This is a genomic window from Azospirillum lipoferum (assembly GCF_024170005.1).
In the GTDB taxonomy this organism is placed as follows: Bacteria; Pseudomonadota; Alphaproteobacteria; order Azospirillales; family Azospirillaceae; genus Azospirillum; species Azospirillum lipoferum.
In genome coordinates this window covers 26,426-43,033 of record NZ_JALJXJ010000002.1, presented here as the reverse complement: position 1 = coordinate 43,033, position 16,608 = coordinate 26,426, and the positions used below count along the sequence as shown (strand labels likewise).

At 66.2% G+C, this 16,608-nt stretch carries 17 protein-coding genes; 13 read left to right on the top strand and 4 right to left on the bottom strand.

The window, feature by feature from the left end:
* The first annotated feature begins 20 nt into the window (after nucleotides 1–20).
* Nucleotides 21–476, top strand: a complete 456-nt coding sequence (locus tag J2848_RS04020; RefSeq protein ID WP_149230351.1) for a type II toxin-antitoxin system RatA family toxin — start codon at nucleotides 21–23, stop codon at nucleotides 474–476.
* A 33-nt stretch (nucleotides 477–509) separates the two neighbouring features.
* Here J2848_RS04020 and J2848_RS04015 read toward each other — a convergent pair whose 3' ends face one another.
* The 3 genes from J2848_RS04015 to J2848_RS04005 are packed head-to-tail and all read right to left on the bottom strand — an operon-like array spanning nucleotide 510 to nucleotide 2,452.
* Entirely contained in the window at nucleotides 510–698 is a 189-nt protein-coding gene (locus J2848_RS04015; protein WP_014247666.1) for a 4-oxalocrotonate tautomerase, read from the bottom strand.
* A gap of 41 nt (nucleotides 699–739) precedes the next feature.
* Nucleotides 740–1,243, bottom strand: coding sequence for a CinA family protein (locus J2848_RS04010; RefSeq protein WP_149230352.1), 504 nt, complete (start codon nucleotides 1,241–1,243; stop codon nucleotides 740–742).
* A gap of 36 nt (nucleotides 1,244–1,279) precedes the next feature.
* Entirely contained in the window at nucleotides 1,280–2,452 is a 1,173-nt protein-coding gene (locus tag J2848_RS04005; protein WP_149230353.1) for a bifunctional 2-C-methyl-D-erythritol 4-phosphate cytidylyltransferase/2-C-methyl-D-erythritol 2,4-cyclodiphosphate synthase, read from the bottom strand.
* 174 nt (nucleotides 2,453–2,626) lie between these two features.
* Between J2848_RS04005 and J2848_RS04000 the strand changes: the two genes are divergently transcribed.
* The 12 genes from J2848_RS04000 to J2848_RS03945 all read left to right on the top strand — a co-directional run bounded on the left by J2848_RS04000 (nucleotide 2,627) and on the right by J2848_RS03945 (nucleotide 15,676).
* The gene (locus tag J2848_RS04000) at nucleotides 2,627–3,457 is read left to right on the top strand and encodes a cytochrome C assembly family protein (protein WP_149230354.1); all 831 of its coding nucleotides are present in this window, start codon (nucleotides 2,627–2,629) and stop codon (nucleotides 3,455–3,457) included.
* Between the two features lie 167 nt (nucleotides 3,458–3,624).
* Nucleotides 3,625–4,611 (top strand): tRNA dihydrouridine synthase DusB, encoded by a 987-nt coding sequence (dusB, locus tag J2848_RS03995; RefSeq protein WP_149230355.1) that lies wholly within the window; start codon nucleotides 3,625–3,627, stop codon nucleotides 4,609–4,611.
* 14 nt (nucleotides 4,612–4,625) lie between these two features.
* Nucleotides 4,626–5,825: a two-component system sensor histidine kinase NtrB gene (locus tag J2848_RS03990; RefSeq protein ID WP_149230356.1), complete on the top strand. Its 1,200-nt coding sequence runs from the start codon at nucleotides 4,626–4,628 to the stop codon at nucleotides 5,823–5,825.
* On the top strand, nucleotides 5,825–7,270 hold the full coding sequence (ntrC, locus tag J2848_RS03985; RefSeq protein ID WP_149230357.1) for a nitrogen regulation protein NR(I): 1,446 nt from the start codon (nucleotides 5,825–5,827) through the stop codon (nucleotides 7,268–7,270). The genes J2848_RS03990 and ntrC overlap by 1 nt, the downstream gene beginning before the upstream one ends.
* A gap of 224 nt (nucleotides 7,271–7,494) precedes the next feature.
* Complete coding sequence (locus J2848_RS03980; protein ID WP_149230358.1) at nucleotides 7,495–9,813, top strand: sensor histidine kinase NtrY-like; 2,319 nt, start codon at nucleotides 7,495–7,497, stop codon at nucleotides 9,811–9,813.
* Nucleotides 9,803–11,203, top strand: coding sequence for a nitrogen assimilation response regulator NtrX (ntrX, locus tag J2848_RS03975; protein ID WP_149230359.1), 1,401 nt, complete (start codon nucleotides 9,803–9,805; stop codon nucleotides 11,201–11,203). Before J2848_RS03980 ends, ntrX begins: the two co-directional genes overlap by 11 nt.
* A gap of 92 nt (nucleotides 11,204–11,295) precedes the next feature.
* The gene (locus J2848_RS03970; RefSeq protein ID WP_149230360.1) at nucleotides 11,296–12,024 is read left to right on the top strand and encodes an HAD family hydrolase; all 729 of its coding nucleotides are present in this window, start codon (nucleotides 11,296–11,298) and stop codon (nucleotides 12,022–12,024) included.
* Between the two features lie 62 nt (nucleotides 12,025–12,086).
* Nucleotides 12,087–12,335, top strand: a complete 249-nt coding sequence (hfq, locus tag J2848_RS03965; RefSeq protein WP_012974114.1) for an RNA chaperone Hfq — start codon at nucleotides 12,087–12,089, stop codon at nucleotides 12,333–12,335.
* 52 nt (nucleotides 12,336–12,387) lie between these two features.
* Nucleotides 12,388–13,668: a GTPase HflX gene (hflX, locus tag J2848_RS03960; RefSeq protein WP_149230469.1), complete on the top strand. Its 1,281-nt coding sequence runs from the start codon at nucleotides 12,388–12,390 to the stop codon at nucleotides 13,666–13,668.
* Between the two features lie 165 nt (nucleotides 13,669–13,833).
* Nucleotides 13,834–14,142 (top strand): hypothetical protein, encoded by a 309-nt coding sequence (locus J2848_RS03955; RefSeq protein WP_149230361.1) that lies wholly within the window; start codon nucleotides 13,834–13,836, stop codon nucleotides 14,140–14,142.
* A gap of 84 nt (nucleotides 14,143–14,226) precedes the next feature.
* Nucleotides 14,227–14,826 carry a hypothetical protein gene (locus tag J2848_RS35860; RefSeq protein ID WP_149230362.1) on the top strand — a complete coding sequence of 200 codons (600 nt, stop codon included), beginning with the start codon at nucleotides 14,227–14,229 and terminating at the stop codon, nucleotides 14,824–14,826.
* Nucleotides 14,827–14,863: 37 nt separating this feature from the next.
* Nucleotides 14,864–15,676 (top strand): inositol monophosphatase family protein, encoded by an 813-nt coding sequence (locus tag J2848_RS03945; RefSeq protein ID WP_149230363.1) that lies wholly within the window; start codon nucleotides 14,864–14,866, stop codon nucleotides 15,674–15,676.
* A 48-nt stretch (nucleotides 15,677–15,724) separates the two neighbouring features.
* On the opposite strand, the gene J2848_RS03940 is transcribed toward J2848_RS03945, so the two are convergent.
* The gene (locus tag J2848_RS03940) at nucleotides 15,725–16,552 is read right to left on the bottom strand and encodes a universal stress protein (protein WP_149230364.1); all 828 of its coding nucleotides are present in this window, start codon (nucleotides 16,550–16,552) and stop codon (nucleotides 15,725–15,727) included.
* Between the last annotated feature and the right edge of the window lie 56 nt (nucleotides 16,553–16,608).

Here is a 16,608-nt window from a genome sequence, read left to right as displayed (position 1 = left end):
AGAAAGGACATGATACGGGCATGCCGACGCACGCGGAACAGAAGGTTCTTCCCTACACGCCCAAGCAGATGTACGACCTTGTCGCGGATGTGGAGAAGTATCCGGAGTTTCTGCCCTGGTGCCTGGCGGCCCGCATCCGCAAGCGCGAAGGCAATGTCATGTTCGCGGACCTGATCATCGGCTTCAAGATGGTCCGCGAACGCTTTACCTCGCGGGTGGAACTGAACGAGCCTGGCTGCCGCATCGACGTGCAGTACACCGACGGGCCGTTCCAGTACCTGAACAACCACTGGATCTTCAACGACCATCCCGGCGGCTGCTGCGTCGACTTCTTCGTCGATTTCGAGTTCCGCTCGAAGATGCTGCAGAAGATCATGGGCCTGCTGTTCAATGAGGCGGTCCGCCGTATGGTGCAGGCCTTCGAAACGCGAGCGGCCCAGCTTTATGGGCCGGGCCGGGCGACGCAGCCGGCCTGACGTCGGTCACGGGTAACGAAGCTGGGTGGTCGGTCAGGTCTTGTCCGACCACAGCTCCCCGCCGCTGGCCCAGTCGCTCTTCTTCACGTCCTGGAAGATGATGTCCACCGCCGAGGGCGAGCAGCCGAGGACCTTCACGGTCGCCTCGGTCAGCGCCTTGGCGTATTCGCGCTTCTGTTCGACGGTACGGCCTTCGAACAGCTGGATGTTGATGGTCGGCATCTGAAATTTTCCCTGATTATGAAAAGGTTGCAGGCGTTTTCTCAGCGCAGACTTCCGGTTGGCCGGGCGAGCCGCAGCCGCTCCAGTGCCGCCTGCACCGTTGCCATCCGCACGGCGTCACGGTCGCCGGGGAAGGTGTATTCCTTGGCCTTGGCTGCACCGCCCCGCACCGCGGTGGCGACATAGACCCGCCCCACCGGCTTGGTCTCGGTGGCGCCACCGGGCCCGGCGATTCCCGTCACCGCCACCGTCACGTCGGCCCGCGACTTTGCCAGCGCGCCAACCGCCATGGCGACGGCCACCTCCGGGCTGACGGCGCCGTGGGCATGCAATAGGCTGGCGGGAACGCCGAGCAGTTCGGTCTTGGCGATATTGGTGTAGGTGACGAAGCCGCGGTCGACCACCTTGGACGAACCGGCGATGTCGGTCAAAGCACCGGCGATCAGTCCACCGGTGCAGGATTCGGCGGTGGCCAGCATGAAGCCGGCGAGGCCGTACTCGGCAAGCACCTGGGCAGACAGCTCGCGGATGGTCTCGGGAAACATGACGGCCTCTCCCGGTTCGTATGATCGAGTCGGATGTTAACCGGGAAGCCGGATGGTCGCCACCGCCTGTGCCGCAATGCCTTCGCGCCGGCCGGTGAAGCCCAGCTGTTCGGTGGTGGTCGCCTTGACGCTGACCCGCCCGACCTCAATGCCGAGGATTTGGGCAATGCGCTCCGCCATCGCTGCGCGGTGCGGACCGACTTTCGGACGCTCGCAGATGATGGTCAGGTCGGCATGGGCGATGACGCCGCCGCGCTCCGCCACCAGATCGGCGGCATGGCGCAGGAACCTGGCGCTGTCGGCCCCACGCCAGCGTGGATCGGTCGGCGGGAAATGGCTGCCGATGTCGCCGGCGGCGAGTGCGCCCAGGATGGCGTCGGTCAGGGCATGCAGGCCGACGTCGGCGTCGGAATGGCCTTCCAGCCCATGGCTGTGCGGCACGCGAAGGCCGCAGAGCGTTACGAAGTCGCCATCGGTGAAGCGGTGGACATCGAAGCCGCTGCCGGTCCGCACATCCCACAGGCTGCTGATGATCGCGCGGGTGGCACGGGTCAGGTCGTCGGGGGTGGTCACCTTGAAATTGTCCTCCTTGGACGGCACCAGCGCCACGGCCAACCCGGCGCGCTCCGCCACCGCGGCATCGTCAGTCAGCGACAGGCCGACGGCGGCGCGGTGCGCCTTCAGAATGGCGGGGAAGCGGAAGCCCTGCGGGGTCTGCGCCCGCCACAGCCCCTCGCGGTCCACCGTACCGGTGATGGCGCCGCTATTGCCGCGCTTCAAGGTATCGGCCACCGGCACCGCGGCGATGGCACCGGGCGTGCTGTCCAAGGCGTCGATCACCGCACTGATGGTGGCTTCGTCGATGAGCGGGCGGGCGGCGTCGTGGATCAGGACGAGGTCGGGTACGCGGTCGGTCGCGAGCGCCTCCAGCCCGTTGCGCACCGAGTCCTGACGGCTGGCGCCGCCGGCCACCGGGACGGGCAGGCCGAGGCCGGATACCGCGGCGTCATAGACCTCGCGCCAAGCCGGGTCGATGACCACGCGCACGCCGGTGACCTGGGGATGGCGCAGGAAGGCCTCCACCGTCCGCCGCAGCACAGGCTTGCCGGCGAGGTCGAGATATTGCTTCGGCCGTTCGGCCCCGAACCGCTGGCCGGATCCGCCGGCCACGATCAAAGCAATACAGGTGGGGGCGATGCAGGTGGGCATAAGGCAGACCGTAAGATATGATAGCCACTTGACGGAAACGTCGCGGAGCCTAGCCTGTCGCCGTGGTTCCGCCAAGTGCCGAGCCTTGCCGCCCGTAAGCCCAGGACCGTGTCCAGGGTCGGCCGGCATGTCCCGGCAGCACGATGGCGGAAAGACGGGAGTGCATTCGGGTCCATGTCGCAGAACATCCTTTTGAGCCTGACGGCGCTGGTGGCCCTGGTGCCTGCCGCCCTTTATCCCTACCGGCGCATCGCGGGGCAGGGGGGGGAGGGACGCGGCTGGTCCTTCTGGGGCGCCCTGTTGCTCGCCGCCGCCGGGCCCGGCATGTGGGCGATTCTCCAGGTCGCCGGACAGTGGCAGACCGGCTTTTCAACCGCGCTGTGGGTGACGACCGCCGCCTGCATGGCCCTGTTCATCGGGCTCAGCCTGTTCCATGACACGGCCTGGAGGTTGGCACCGCTGCTGCTGCCCTACCTGCTGGTCGTCTGCCTGCTGGCGACGCTGACGGAGGATGCGCCGGCGCCGATCCTGCGCGGCAACGCGCCGGGTGTGTGGATCGACCTTCATATCGCCGTGTCGGTCTTCACCTATGCCCTGCTGACGCTGAGCGCCGTGTCCTCCTTCGCCGCGGTGATCCAGACCCGGGCGCTGAAGGCCAAGCGGCCCACTCCGCTCAGCCGCTTCCTGCCGCCGGTGGCGGAAAGCGAGCGGCTGCAACTGCGTCTGCTGATCGCATCGGAGGTGGTGCTGGGCGCCGGCCTCGCCACCGGCATGGCGGTGCTCTATTTCGAGCAGGGTCTGTTGTTCCGCACCGACCACAAGAGCCTGCTTTCACTGGCGACCTTCATCGTGATCGGCATCCTGCTGCTGGCCGAATACCGCACCGGCGTCCGCGGACGGACGGCGGCGCGGACCATGCTGATCGTGTATCTGCTGGCGACGCTTGCCTATCCCGGCGTCAAGTTCGTGTCGAACGTGCTGATCGGGCAGTGGACCTGGAACTGATCGCCGACCCAGCGCAGATCCGACGCAAGCCGGTGGAAGATCATGCGTTTCAGCCTGGGCTTGAGCGTGGGTGATGGGCTTCGCGCTTGCACACGACTGTAGCAGCGTGATAATCTGCCCAAATTGACGGCACTTTGTTGATTTGCCCATCAATCGGGCAGGTGAGAATGACCATACAAATCGGACCCATCACGCTCGCCGGACCGGTGATCCTGGCGCCCATGTCGGGTGTCTCCGACCTGCCGTTCCGCCGTCTGGTGAAACGCGCGGGCTGCGGCCTCGTCGTGTCGGAGATGATCGCCAGCCAGGCGATGATCCGGGAGAACCGACAGACCCTGCGCATGGTGGAGACCGAACCGGAGGAGTTTCCGATGGCGGTCCAGCTCGCAGGCTGCGAGCCCGAGGTGATGGCGGAAGCGGCGAAGCTGAACGAGGACCGCGGCGCTGCCGTCGTCGACATCAATTTCGGCTGCCCGGTCAAGAAGGTCGTCAACGGCCATGCCGGCTCTTCCCTGATGCGGGACGAGGCGTTGGCCGGCCGAATTCTGGAGGCGGTGGTGAAGGCCGTCAGCATCCCGGTGACGCTGAAGATGCGGCTGGGCTGGGACGAGACCAACCGCAATGCCCCCAATCTCGCCCGGATCGCCGAGCAGTGCGGCATCAGGATGGTGACGGTCCATGGCCGCACCCGTATGCAGTTCTACACTGGCACTGCCGACTGGAGCGCGGTCCGTCCTGTGAAGGAGGCGGTGTCGATCCCTGTGGTGGTCAACGGCGACATCACCAGCTTCGAGACGGTGGAGCGTGCGCTCGCCGAATCCGGCGCCGACGGCGTGATGGTCGGGCGTGGCAGCTATGGCCGGCCCTGGTTCCCCTCGCAGGTCATGCATTACCTGCGTACCGGTGAAAAGCTGGCCGACCCGCCGCTGTACGAGCAGATGGACACGCTGCTGGAGCATTTCGACGGCATGCTGAGCCATTACGGCAGCGACGGCGGCATCAAGGTCGCCCGCAAGCATGTCTCCTGGTACTCGACCGGTCTGCGCGGCTCCAATGAGTTCCGCCAGGAGGTCAACCGGCTGGGCGATCCCAACGCGGTGCGTGACCGCATCCGTGCCTTTTACGAACCGGCAATCGAAAGGATGGCCGCCTGATGGAGCCAGTATCCATGACCAGTTCCGGTGCCCGTGGCCGCAACCGGCCGGGTGCCGCGCGGTCGCCCAAGCTGGAGTCCCTGGTGGTGCTGAACAGCCTGCCCGATCCGGTGCTGGTGGTGGATGGCAACGGTGAAATCCGCTTCGTCAATCTGGAAGGGCAGGAGTTCTTCGACCTGTCCGCCAACGCCATGGAAGGCATGCCGCTGCCAGACCTGCTGCCCCCGGACAGCCCGGTGATGGGTCTGATCCAGCAGGTGCGCCGCGGCAGCCGGCGGGTGTCGCAGGACGGCGTCGTCATCGACACGCCGCGCATCGGCCCGCACCATGTGACGGTGCAGGTGGCGGCCATGGGCGACCCGCCCGACCATGTGGTGCTAACCATCCATGAGCGGTCGCTGGCCCGCAAGATCGACCATTCGCTGACCCACCGCCATGCCGCACGCTCGGTCACCGCGATGGCGGCGATGCTGGCGCATGAGGTGAAGAACCCGCTGTCGGGCATCCGCGGCGCCGCCCAGCTGCTGGAGGAGAATGCCAGCGACCAGGACCGGGTTCTGACCCGCCTGATCTGCGACGAGGCCGACCGCATCGTCGCGCTGGTCAACCGAATGGAGGTGTTCTCCGACGAACGGCCGCTGGAACGCGCCGCGGTGAACATCCATACGGTGCTGGAACATGTGCGCAAGGTGGCCCAGAGTGGGTTTGCCCGAAAAATACGCTTTGTCGAACGGTACGACCCGTCACTGCCTTCTGTTTATGGCAATCGCGACCAACTTGTGCAGGTTTTCCTGAATCTGGTGAAAAATGCGGCAGAGGCTGCACCGGAATCAGGCGGCGAAATCACGCTGACGACCTCCTACCAGCATGGTGTCCGCATGGCGCTGCCCGGCGGGGATGCGCGCCGGCATCTGCCCTTGCTGGTGACGGTTCAGGATAATGGCGACGGCATTCCGGAAGACCTGCAATCCAACCTGTTCGATCCCTTCGTGACCAGCAAAGTGAACGGAACTGGCCTTGGTCTTGCATTGGTGGCGAAACTGATAGGCGACCATGGCGGAACCATCGAGTTCGACAGCCAGCCTCGCCGGACCGTCTTCAAGGTGTCGCTGCCGATGTACGATGATTCGAAATACGATGAACCGAAGCTTTCCGGGGAGTCGAAGATTTCTGACGCTGGCTTGCAGTCCAAGGGCGGCCGGGGGACTCGTTGATGAGTGCGGCGACCATTCTCGTCGCGGATGACGATCGCGCCATCCGCACCGTCCTGACGCAGGCCCTCGCCCGGCTTGGGCACGAGGTTCGCACCACCGGCAATGCCGCGACGCTGTGGCGCTGGGTGGCGGACGGGCAGGGGGATCTGGTGATTACCGACGTGGTGATGCCGGACGAAAACGGCCTGGACCTGATCCCGCGCATCAAGAAGCTGCGGCCCGAAATGCGCGTCATCGTGATGAGCGCGCAGAACACGCTGATCACCGCGGTGAAGGCGGCGGAGCGCGGGGCCTTCGAATATCTGCCCAAGCCCTTCGACCTGAAGGAGTTGGTGTCGGTCGTCGAGCGGGCGCTGAACACCAACACCCCGCCGGCCACCATGCCCGGCGGCGACGTGGAGGGCGAGGAGCAACTGCCGCTGATCGGCCGCTCGCCGGCCATGCAGGAAATCTACCGCGTGCTGGCCCGCCTGATGGGCACCGACCTGACGGTGATGATCACCGGCGAGTCCGGCACCGGCAAGGAACTGGTCGCCCGCGCGCTGCATGATTACGGCAAGCGGCGCAATGGCGCCTTCGTCGCCATCAACATGGCGGCGATCCCACGCGAACTGATCGAATCCGAGCTGTTCGGCCATGAGAAGGGAGCCTTCACCGGCGCTACCAACCGGTCGACCGGCCGGTTCGAGCAGGCGCAGGGCGGCACCCTGTTCCTGGACGAGATCGGCGACATGCCGCTCGATGCCCAGACGCGCCTGCTGCGCGTGCTGCAGGAGGGCGAATACACCACGGTCGGCGGGCGCACCGCGATCAAGACCGACGTACGCATCATCGCGGCGACCCACCGCGACCTGCGCACCTTGATCCGCCAGGGGCTTTTCCGTGAGGATCTGTTCTACCGCCTGTGCGTGGTGCCGATCCGTCTCCCGCCGCTGCGCGAGCGGACGGAGGACATTCCGCTGCTGGTCCGACATTTCCTGAATCTCGGCATCAGCCAGGGACTTCCGGCCAAGAGCATCGATCAGGCGGCGATGGACCGGCTGAAGCGCTACCGCTGGCCCGGCAACGTCCGTGAACTGGAGAATCTCGTCCGCCGTCTGGCCGCCCTCTATTCGCAGGAGGTCATCGGGCTGGACGTGGTGGAGGCGGAGCTTGCCGACGCCACCCCGGCCGCCCAGCCGGTCGAGGAGCCGCAGAGCGAGGGCCTGTCCTCGGCGGTCGAGCGCCATCTGAAGGACTATTTCGCCGCCCACAAGGATGGCATGCCGTCCAATGGCCTGTATGACCGGGTGCTGCGCGAGATCGAACGGCCGCTGATCTCGCTCAGCCTGTCGGCGACCCGCGGCAACCAGATCAAGGCAGCCCAACTGCTGGGCCTGAACCGCAACACGCTGCGCAAGAAGATCCGTGATCTGGATATCCAGGTGATGCGCGGCATCAAATAAACGGCATCCGGCAACGCGTGCGGGTACCCCCGCCGTCGCAGCCGATCCGTGCCAAAATTGTGACACAGCCTGTGCTGGGACGGCGGGCGAACCGCCGTCCATGGAACGCCCGGTTGCTCTGGTACCTTCCGGCGTAACCGGTGCTGTCCGAAAGGCAGATTCATTGCGGCTTGGCAGGGCCGCAACAGAGGTGTATCTTTCCGGCAACAGATCAGCGCCGGACCATGCCACCCAACACAGACATCGCAGCAGCCGGCCAAAGGCCGGTCTGGCAGAAGATTCTCCAATGGTCCCGCCAGGTCGGGCTGGGCAAGCGGCTGGCTTTCGCCCTGTCGCTGGCCGCGCTCGCCGCCGGTTTCGCCACCTATGCGGCGATGACGGAAAGCGCGCCGTTCGGACAGGCCAACCCGCGGACCGTCACGCTTCTGCTGACGCTCGACCTTGCCATCCTGCTGATGCTGGGTGTGCTGATCGCCCGGCGCATCGTCGCCATCCTGATCGGGCGGCGGCGCGGGCTGGCGGGGTCGCGGCTGCACACCCGGCTGGTCCTGGTCTTCAGCGTGCTGGCGGTGGCTCCCGCCATCATCATGACCGTCTTTTCCACCCTGTTCTTCTATGTCGGGGTGCAGAGCTGGTTCAGCGACCGCGTCCGCACGGCGGTGAATGAATCCCTGGTGGTCGCCAGCGCCTATCTGCACGAGCACCAGCAGAACATCCGCGCCGATGCGCTCGCCATGGCCAACGACCTGTCGCAGGAGGCGCGCTTCTCCAGCGACCCCGAGCGGTTCGAGCAGGTCGTCGCAACCCAGGCGATGCTGCGCGCGCTGTCGGAAGCGATCGTCTTCAACGGCACCACCGGCGCCATCGTCGCGCGCGCCGGCTATACCTTCACCCTGGAATTCGAACCGATCCCGGAAGACAAGATCCAGCAGGCCCGCAGTGGCGAGGTCGCGCTGATCGTCAAGGAATCCGACGACCGCGTCCGCGCCCTGGTCAGCCTGGACCGGGTGTCCGACACCTTCCTCTATGTCGGCCGCATGGTGGAGCCACGGGTGCTCCAGCATATGGCCTCGGCCGAGGGGGCGGTGAAGGAATACACCGCACTGGAGAACCAGCGCGGCAGCCTGCAGATCACCTTCACCCTGATCTTCCTGGTGGTGGCGATGCTGCTGCTGCTGGCGGCGGTGTGGGCCGGGTTGAACTTCGCCACCCGGCTGGTGCGCCCGATCAGCGCCCTGATCGGCGCCGCCGAGCGGGTGCGCGCCGGCGATCTGACGGTTCGCGTGTCGGAACCGCCGGGCGAGGACGAGTTCGTCCTGCTGTCCCGCGCCTTCAACCGCATGACCACCGAGATCGAGGGGCAGCGGCGGGAACTGCTGTCGACCAACCGGCTGCTGGACGAGCGGCGCCGCTTCACCGAAACGGTGCTGTCGGGCGTGTCCGCCGGCGTGCTGGGTGTCGATGCGGACGGCGTGATCAACCTGCCGAACCTGTCCGCCGCCCGCCTGTTGGGCGAGGAGGATCCGGAGCGGCTGGTCGGCATGCCATTGGTCGAACTGCTGCCGGATATCGGCGACCTGTTGGAAAACGCCCCGAAGAAGCCGGGCCGCGTCGTGCAGGACCAGATCCAGATCCGGCGGCCGGGCAAGCCGACGCTGACCCTGCTGGTGCGCATCGCTGCGGAGGTGCGCGATGGCAATGTGCGTGGCTATGTCGTGACCTTCGACGACATCACAGAACTGGTCTCGGCACAGCGCAAGGCGGCCTGGGCCGACGTGGCGCGCCGCATCGCGCACGAGATCAAGAATCCGCTGACGCCGATCCAGCTTTCGGCCGAACGGCTGCGCCGGAAATATCTGAAGGAGATCTCCAGCGATACGGAGGTCTTCACCATGTGCACCGACACCATCGTCCGGCAGGTCGACGACATCCGCCGCATGGTGGACGAATTCTCCGCCTTCGCACGGATGCCGCAGCCGGTGATGAAGCCGGTCAACATCAACGATCTGGTCCGGCAGGCGGTGTTCCTGCAATCGAGCGCCCATTCCGGCAAGATTCGCTTTGATACCCGGCTGCCGTCGGGGCCGCTGACGGTGGCCTGTGACAGCCGGCAGATTTCCCAGGCGCTGACCAATCTGTTGCAGAACGCGGCGGATGCCATCGAAGGGCGCCCGGCGAGCACCGACGGGTCGGAACTGCCGCCCGGCGAGGTGGCGATCGCGGTGGAGGATGACGGCGAGAAGGTCGTCGTCACCGTCGAGGACAATGGCAAGGGTCTGCCCGGCGGCGAACAGCGAGACCGGCTGACCGAGCCCTATGTGACGACGCGGGCCAAGGGCACCGGGCTGGGGCTCGCCATCGTCAAGAAGATCATGGAGGACCATGGTGGCGTGCTGACCCTGGAGGATCGCGAAGGCGGGACCGGGGCGCGTGTGACGCTGGTCATTCCACACCCGGTTACGGTCGCGAACGACGCGGGCGGCCGTGACGACAGGCCGGCGGAGACCGGCGGAGAGATGAGGCACGAAGCCCATGGCGCATGACATTCTGATCGTCGATGACGAAGCCGATATCCGGATGCTGATAGCCGGCATCCTGAACGACGAAGGCATCAAGACGCGCGAGGCCGCCGATGCCGATCAGGCCTTCGCCCAGGTGGCGGCACGCCGGCCGAGCCTCGTCGTGCTCGACATCTGGCTGCAGGGCAGCAGGCTGGACGGCCTGCAAATCCTGGAACAGCTGATGCGGGACCATGCCAATCTGCCGGTCATCATGATCTCCGGCCACGGCAACATCGAAACCGCGGTCCAGGCGATCAAGGTCGGTGCCTACGACTTCATCGAGAAGCCGTTCAAGGCCGATCGACTGCTGCTGATGGTGGAGCGCGCCATCGAGGCGGCGCGGCTGAAGCGCGAGAACCAGGAACTGAAGCTGCGCGCCGGCGGCGACGTGGAGCTGATCGGCAAGTCTTCGGCGGTCAATCAGGTCCGCCAGTCCATCGACAAGGTGGCGCCGACCGGCAGCCGCGTGCTGATCTCCGGCCCGCCCGGCGCCGGCAAGGAGGTGGTCGCGCGGCTGATCCATGCCCGCTCCCGCCGGGCCGGCGGTCCCTTCGTCGGGCTGAACTGCGCCACCATGCGGCCGGAACGGCTGGAGATGGAGCTGTTCGGCACCGAGGCCGGCGTTGACGGCCCTGGCCGCAAGATCGGCACCTTCGAGCAGGCCCATGGCGGCACGCTGCTGCTGGACGAGGTTGCCGACATGCCGCTGGAAACCCAGGGCAAGATCGTCCGTGCCCTTCAGGAGCAGGTGTTCGAGCGAGTCGGCGGCGGCCAGCGGGTCGAGGTGGACGTGCGCGTGATCGCCACCTCCAACCGCGACCTCCAGGCGGAGATCGAGCAGGGCCGCTTCCGCCAGGATCTGTTCTACCGCCTGTCGGTGGTGCCGATCCGCGTGCCGTCGCTGGCCGAGCGGCGCGAAGACATCCCGGTGCTGGCACGCCACTTCATGCAGCGCTCCGCCGAGGCGTCCGGCCTGCCGACCCGCGAATTCGGCGAGGACGCCATGGCTGCCCTCCAGGCCTATGACTGGCCGGGCAATGTGCGCCAACTGCGCAATGTGGTGGACTGGCTGCTGATCATGGCCCATGGCGACCCCAAGGAGCCGATCCGCGCCGACACTCTGCCGCCGGAGATCGGCGCCATCACCCCCACCGTGTTGAAGTGGGACAAGGGCGGCGAGATCATGGGGTTGCCTCTGCGCGAGGCCCGCGAGGTGTTCGAACGCGAATATCTGCTGGCCCAGGTCACCCGCTTTGGCGGCAACATTTCCCGCACCGCGTCCTTCGTCGGCATGGAGCGCTCCGCCCTTCACCGCAAGCTGAAGTCGCTTGGCGTCCATGGTAGCGAGAAGGGGAAGATGTTCATCGAGTGAGCGGTGGGGGAGATATTGCCCCTATTATCCCCCTCCTCCCGTTCGGCGGGGGAGAGGGGCTTCTGCAATGACAATCCATTTGAGAAACCTCCTTGTCCTCCCCCATCACCCTGCCGCGCGCCGTCATCTATGACTGGGACAATACCCTGGTCAGCAACTGGGACACGGTACGCGAGGCGCTGAACCACGCGCTGATCTCCTTCGGCCTCGCCCCCTGGAGTGCGGAGGAAGCCCGCGAACGGATCAAGGCGTCTCTGCGCGACAGTTTCCCGCGCATCTTCGGCGAGCGCTGGACCGAGGCGCGCGACCTGTTCTACGCCTATTTCGCCGCTCACCATCTGGACGGGCTGAAGCCGCTGCCGGGTGCGGAGACCCTGCTGCGCCATTTCCATGAGCGTGGCGTCTATCAGGCGGTGGTCTCCAACAAGAACGGCAAGTTTCTGCGGGCGGAGGCCGACGCGCTGGGCTGGACCCGTTATTTCGGCAAGCTGGTCGGCGCCCAGGATGCCGAATTCGACAAGCCGCACATCGCCCCGGTGCGGCTGGCGCTGGAGCCGGCGGGGATCCTGCCCAGCGCCGATGTCTGGTTTCTCGGCGATGCCGACATCGATATGGAATGCGCCCATGGCGCCGGGCTCGTTCCAGTGCTAATAGGGCTGGGCGAGGGGAGTGGCTTCGACCGTTTTCCCCCCGCCCATAGCCACACCGACTGCACGGCGCTTTACAGCGTGCTGTATGGCTTGGTGGACGGCAATGGTGATACCATATCCCTGCAAACGGCTGTCGAGACGGTACCGACGCGCACCACACCTGCACCGTGAAACGGGGAGCGGACCACCTAAACGAAGGGGTCCCAAGAACATTGAAGAAGGGGGCATGAAAAATGTCTGAAAAAAGCCAAAACGTGCAGGACGTGTTTCTCAATCACGTCCGTAAGAACAAGACTCCCGTAACCGTCTTTCTCGTGAACGGCGTGAAACTCCAGGGCATCATTACTTGGTTCGACAACTTTTCGGTACTTCTGCGGCGCGACGCGCATTCCCAGCTCGTCTACAAGCACGCAATCTCGACGGTCATGCCGGCCCATCCCATTCAACTTTTTGAGCCGCCCAAGGAAGGTGAAAGCGTCTGATCCCTTGACCAATGGTAACGGCGCGGCCCCTGAAGGCGCCGCGCGGGCCATCGTGGTCCACCCTGTCCTCCGCAGTGAGGCGGACGGGGATATGCGCCCTCCCGAATCCCGGCTTGAGGAAGCGGTCGGTCTTGCCCAAGCCATTCAGCTGGACGTCGTCCATGCCGAATGCGCCAAGGTGAACCGGCCGCAGCCATCGACCCTGCTCGGCTCCGGCACGGTTGAGCATCTGGCACAGGTGGTGGAGGAGGCGGAGGCGACGTTGGTCATCCTCGACCACGCCCTGTCGCCAGTCCAGCAGCGCAACCTCGAACGGGCGCTGAAGGCGAAGGTCATAGACCGCACCGGCCTGATCCTGGAGATCTTCGGCGCCCGCGCCCGGACGCGGGAAGGCATGTTGCAGGTCGAACTGGCCTCCCTGACCTATCAGAAATCCCGGCTGGTGCGGTCCTGGACCCACCTGGAACGCCAGCGCGGCGGCTTCGGCTTCCTTGGCGGCCCCGGTGAGTCGCAGCTTGAGCTTGACCGCCGCCTGATCGGCGACCGGATCATCAAGATCAAGAAGGAACTGGAAGAGGTGCGGCGCACCCGTGGTCTGCATCGGAAGGCGCGGGCCAAGGTGCCCTATCCGGTGGTGGCGCTGGTCGGCTACACCAATGCCGGCAAATCGACGCTGTTCAACCGGCTGGCGAATGCCGACGTCTTCGCGCAAAATCTGCTGTTCGCCACGCTCGATCCCACCATGCGGCAGGTGACTCTGCCGTCCGGCCGCAAGGTGATCCTGTCGGATACGGTCGGCTTCATCTCCGACCTGCCGCACGGCCTCGTCGCCGCCTTCCGCGCCACGCTGGAGGAGGTGGACGCCGCCGACATCATCCTGCATGTCCGCGACATCGCCCACATCGACAGCGAGGCGCAGAAGGCCGATGTCCATGAGGTGCTGTCCGACATGGGCATCGACCCGGAGACGGACGACCGGGTGATCGAGGTGCTGAACAAGATCGACGCGCTGGACGAGGAAAGCCGCGCGGCGATCCTGACCCAGACCAGTCGCAATCCGCGGGCGGTGGCGGTGTCCGCCCTGTCCGGTGAGGGGATCGACGACCTCGACCGCCTGCTGGACCAACGGATGAATGTCAATCGGCAGGTCGTCGACCTGTCGGTGGACCTCGGCGATGGGGCGGCGCTCGCTTGGCTCTATGCCAAGGGCGAGGTGCTGGACCGGCGCGACGATGAGGAACATGCGTATCTGCATGTCTCCATCGATCCTGTCGATCTCGCCCGGTTCGAGAAACGGTTCCAACCCTCCACCCAGGCCGAGCCGCAACCTTAAGCGGTGCGACCGAGTGTCCCGGCCAAACGGAAAGGGGTGCAAACGGCAGCTATGACCTGTTGCACCCCACTCCGGTCTTAAGACGAATGCGGCGTGGTCATTTAGCCGTTGGGGTCCGATGATGGGAAAGGAGCGGTTGTGCTCCCCCTTTGAGGAGGACTGCCAATGCGGTTGCAAACCGATCCGTCGTGCTTCTCGATTACGGCCTTTCTCGCCGATCAGGTAGCCCTCGTCGCCCGTCAGGAGAATCTGCCGCCGGGTGCGGCACTGCTGCGCCTGCAAGAGCTTTCGCATTCGCCCGAGGGTCGTGCAACCCTGATGCATCTGATCGAATCAGCCGGTCAGCGGGAACCCAATGCCGATGAGGCTGCGAAGATCTCGGCGATCTGCCGTGAACTGGCGGCTTGGGGCTATGGCGGTTTCACCGGTGGGCCTGGCCATGACTCCCATCATGACCATCGCGCCGCGGCATAACGGTGATTTGACACACGCTTGAGGGATGACGGCACCTGCGATGGCGGGCCATAATGGGCCGTTCGCCATCGCTGCGGTCCCGTCGTGCTCCGTTCCCCTTTCCGCATCGTTCCGACCGCTGCCAGCCGTCTGATGCCGGCGCTGCCGCTGTTGCTGGCATTTGCCCAACCGCTGCCGGCGGCGGAGCTGTTGCGTCCGGGAGCGCCGCTGCCACCCGGCTATGTGGAAGAACCGGAAACTCCGCCCGAAGATCCGCTTCCTCCCCCGCCCAGACCGCTGCCGGTGGCACCCGATGAACCGCAGGTCGTCGCACCGGATGCCGCCGGCCTGCTGAAGGAATGCAAGCAACCGACCTTCACCGACTGTTTCCGCCTGTGGCAACCACCGCCTCCGCCCCCGCCGGAACCGGAGAAGGAAACCGCTGGTACGCCCTCTCCACCGCCCCCGCCCGATTCCAAGGCTCCGCGCGAACCGGCGCAGGGCGGCCCGGTGCCGCCCCCGCCGCCCGATCCGGCCAAGGAGGCCGCCGCCGCCGCTGCCGACCGCGCCACCTTCGATGCGCTGTCCAAAGCGCTGAAGGACAGCGGATTGGACGGCAAGGTTCTCCTGACCGACCCGAAGGGCGGCGACCCCGTGTTGAAACTGGACCGCGCGCCCGGCAGCAAGCCGGCGGCAAAGCGCTGACCCTTTCTCACCTCGAACCGTAAGAGGCCAACCAGATATGACGGGTTTCCCGCTTCCCGACATCGACCGCGTATCCGACCTGATCCGCTCCGTCGCGCAGACGGAGATCACGCCCTATTTCCAGAAGCTCGATGCGTCCGGCATCCGGCAGAAGACCGGGCCGACCGACCTCGTCACGCTGGCGGATGAGGCGGCGGAGCGGGCTTTGACCCCGGCACTGTCGGCCCTGCTGCCGGGCAGCCGCGTGATCGGCGAGGAGGCGACGTCGGAGGACGAGCGGGTGCTCGACCGCATCCATGGCGACGATCCGGTGTGGATCATCGACCCGGTCGACGGCACGATCAACTTCGCCCAGGGTCGGCCGATGTTCGCAGTGATCGTGGCGCTCGCCTGCAAGGGCGAGACGGTTGCCGGCTGGATCCACGACCCGGTCGATGGACGGATGGCGACCGCGGTGAAGGGGCAGGGGGCTTGGCTCGATGGTCACCATGTCCATGTTGCGCCTGCGGTGCCGCTGCCGCAGATGGTGGGAGCGCTGTCGACGCGCTTTTGCAGCGAAGAGATGAGGCTCAGGCTGGAAGAACGCAGCGCCGGTGTGGCGGAGCGGGTGTGTCTGTCGAGCGCCGCGCAGGAATATCTGCGGCTGCTGGAAGGGCGGGCACACTACTCGCTCTATCACCGGCTGATGCCGTGGGACCATGCGGCCGGGGTTCTTCTGCATGCGGAAGCCGGCGGGTATTCGGCGCTGATCGATGGAACGCCGTACCGGCCGGGGCTGCTGAACGGCAGCATCCTGCTGGCGCCCGATCGCGAGAGCTGGCAGGCGCTGCATAGGCAGTTGTTTGGGTGAGAGCGGGCGTAGGAGGCAGGGGTGATTTCACCCCTGCCTCTCCCACCCTCAATGGGCCAGCAGCGCCGGCAGGGCCAGACCGTCCAGCACCGTGCGCGTCGCTCCGCCCAGCACCAGTTCGCGCAGGCGGGAGTGGCCGTAGGCGCCCATGACCAGCAGGTCGGCGCCCTGGTCGGTGCAGCAGGACAGGATCATGTCGCCGACCTCGCCGCCCGATGCGATGACCGACTGCGGGCGGGCGGCGATGCCGTGGCGGTGCAGCCAGTCGACCAGGGCGGCAGCCTCGTTGCTTTGCTGCCCGAGCGGTTCCACGGTCAGCACGGTCACCGACTCCGCGGTCTCCAGGAAGGGCATGGCGGCGCGGACGGCACGGGCCGACTCGCGGCTGTTCTTCCAAGCGATCAGCACGTGGCGGCCGATGGGGGCCGTGGCGGGCTGCTTCGGCGGCAGGACCAGGACCGGGGTGGCGGTCTCCAGCGGCAGGCGGTCGGGGATGTGGTGCAGCGACACGCGTTCCCCCGCCCGTACCGCCGCCGATTGCGCCACGACGATCAGATCGGCGTAGGACGCCCGCTCGGCCAGCAGATCGACATGGTCGCCTTCCTCGATCGTCCAGTCATAGGGCAGGCCGTCGAGCGATTGGCGGACCTCCCGCTCGATCCGTTCGGCATTCTCATGGGCGATGGCGGTCGCTTCCGCCATGAAGCCGTAGGAGGCGGCGCGTCCGGTGGCACCGGCCGGCATCGACACCGGGGTGGCGATGTAGAGAGCCTGGATATGGGCGGAGAAGCGCTTGGCCAGGGACGCCGCCACCGCCAGACGGCTGGCGTGGGCGTCGTCGTTGGCCATATGCAGCAGGATGGTCTTGATCGGCATGCCCTCGCGTCTCCCAATCATATGCCCGGCCCGCCATTGGACGGCGGAGCGGTTTC

Bases quoted from the DNA above. Each gene is read 5' to 3' on its own strand.
- J2848_RS04020 (WP_149230351.1), top strand. From the start codon at position 21: ATGCCGACGCACGCGGAACAGAAGGTTCTTCCCTACACGCCCAAGCAG.
- J2848_RS04015 (WP_014247666.1), bottom strand. From the start codon at position 698: ATGCCGACCATCAACATCCAGCTGTTCGAAGGCCGTACCGTCGAACAG.
- J2848_RS04010 (WP_149230352.1), bottom strand. From the start codon at position 1,243: ATGTTTCCCGAGACCATCCGCGAGCTGTCTGCCCAGGTGCTTGCCGAG.
- J2848_RS04005 (WP_149230353.1), bottom strand. From the start codon at position 2,452: ATGCCCACCTGCATCGCCCCCACCTGTATTGCTTTGATCGTGGCCGGC.
- J2848_RS04000 (WP_149230354.1), top strand. From the start codon at position 2,627: ATGTCGCAGAACATCCTTTTGAGCCTGACGGCGCTGGTGGCCCTGGTG.
- dusB (WP_149230355.1), top strand. From the start codon at position 3,625: ATGACCATACAAATCGGACCCATCACGCTCGCCGGACCGGTGATCCTG.
- J2848_RS03990 (WP_149230356.1), top strand. From the start codon at position 4,626: ATGACCAGTTCCGGTGCCCGTGGCCGCAACCGGCCGGGTGCCGCGCGG.
- ntrC (WP_149230357.1), top strand. From the start codon at position 5,825: ATGAGTGCGGCGACCATTCTCGTCGCGGATGACGATCGCGCCATCCGC.
- J2848_RS03980 (WP_149230358.1), top strand. From the start codon at position 7,495: ATGCCACCCAACACAGACATCGCAGCAGCCGGCCAAAGGCCGGTCTGG.
- ntrX (WP_149230359.1), top strand. From the start codon at position 9,803: ATGGCGCATGACATTCTGATCGTCGATGACGAAGCCGATATCCGGATG.
- hfq (WP_012974114.1), top strand. From the start codon at position 12,087: ATGTCTGAAAAAAGCCAAAACGTGCAGGACGTGTTTCTCAATCACGTC.
- J2848_RS03955 (WP_149230361.1), top strand. From the start codon at position 13,834: ATGCGGTTGCAAACCGATCCGTCGTGCTTCTCGATTACGGCCTTTCTC.
- J2848_RS03945 (WP_149230363.1), top strand. From the start codon at position 14,864: ATGACGGGTTTCCCGCTTCCCGACATCGACCGCGTATCCGACCTGATC.
- J2848_RS03940 (WP_149230364.1), bottom strand. From the start codon at position 16,552: ATGCCGATCAAGACCATCCTGCTGCATATGGCCAACGACGACGCCCAC.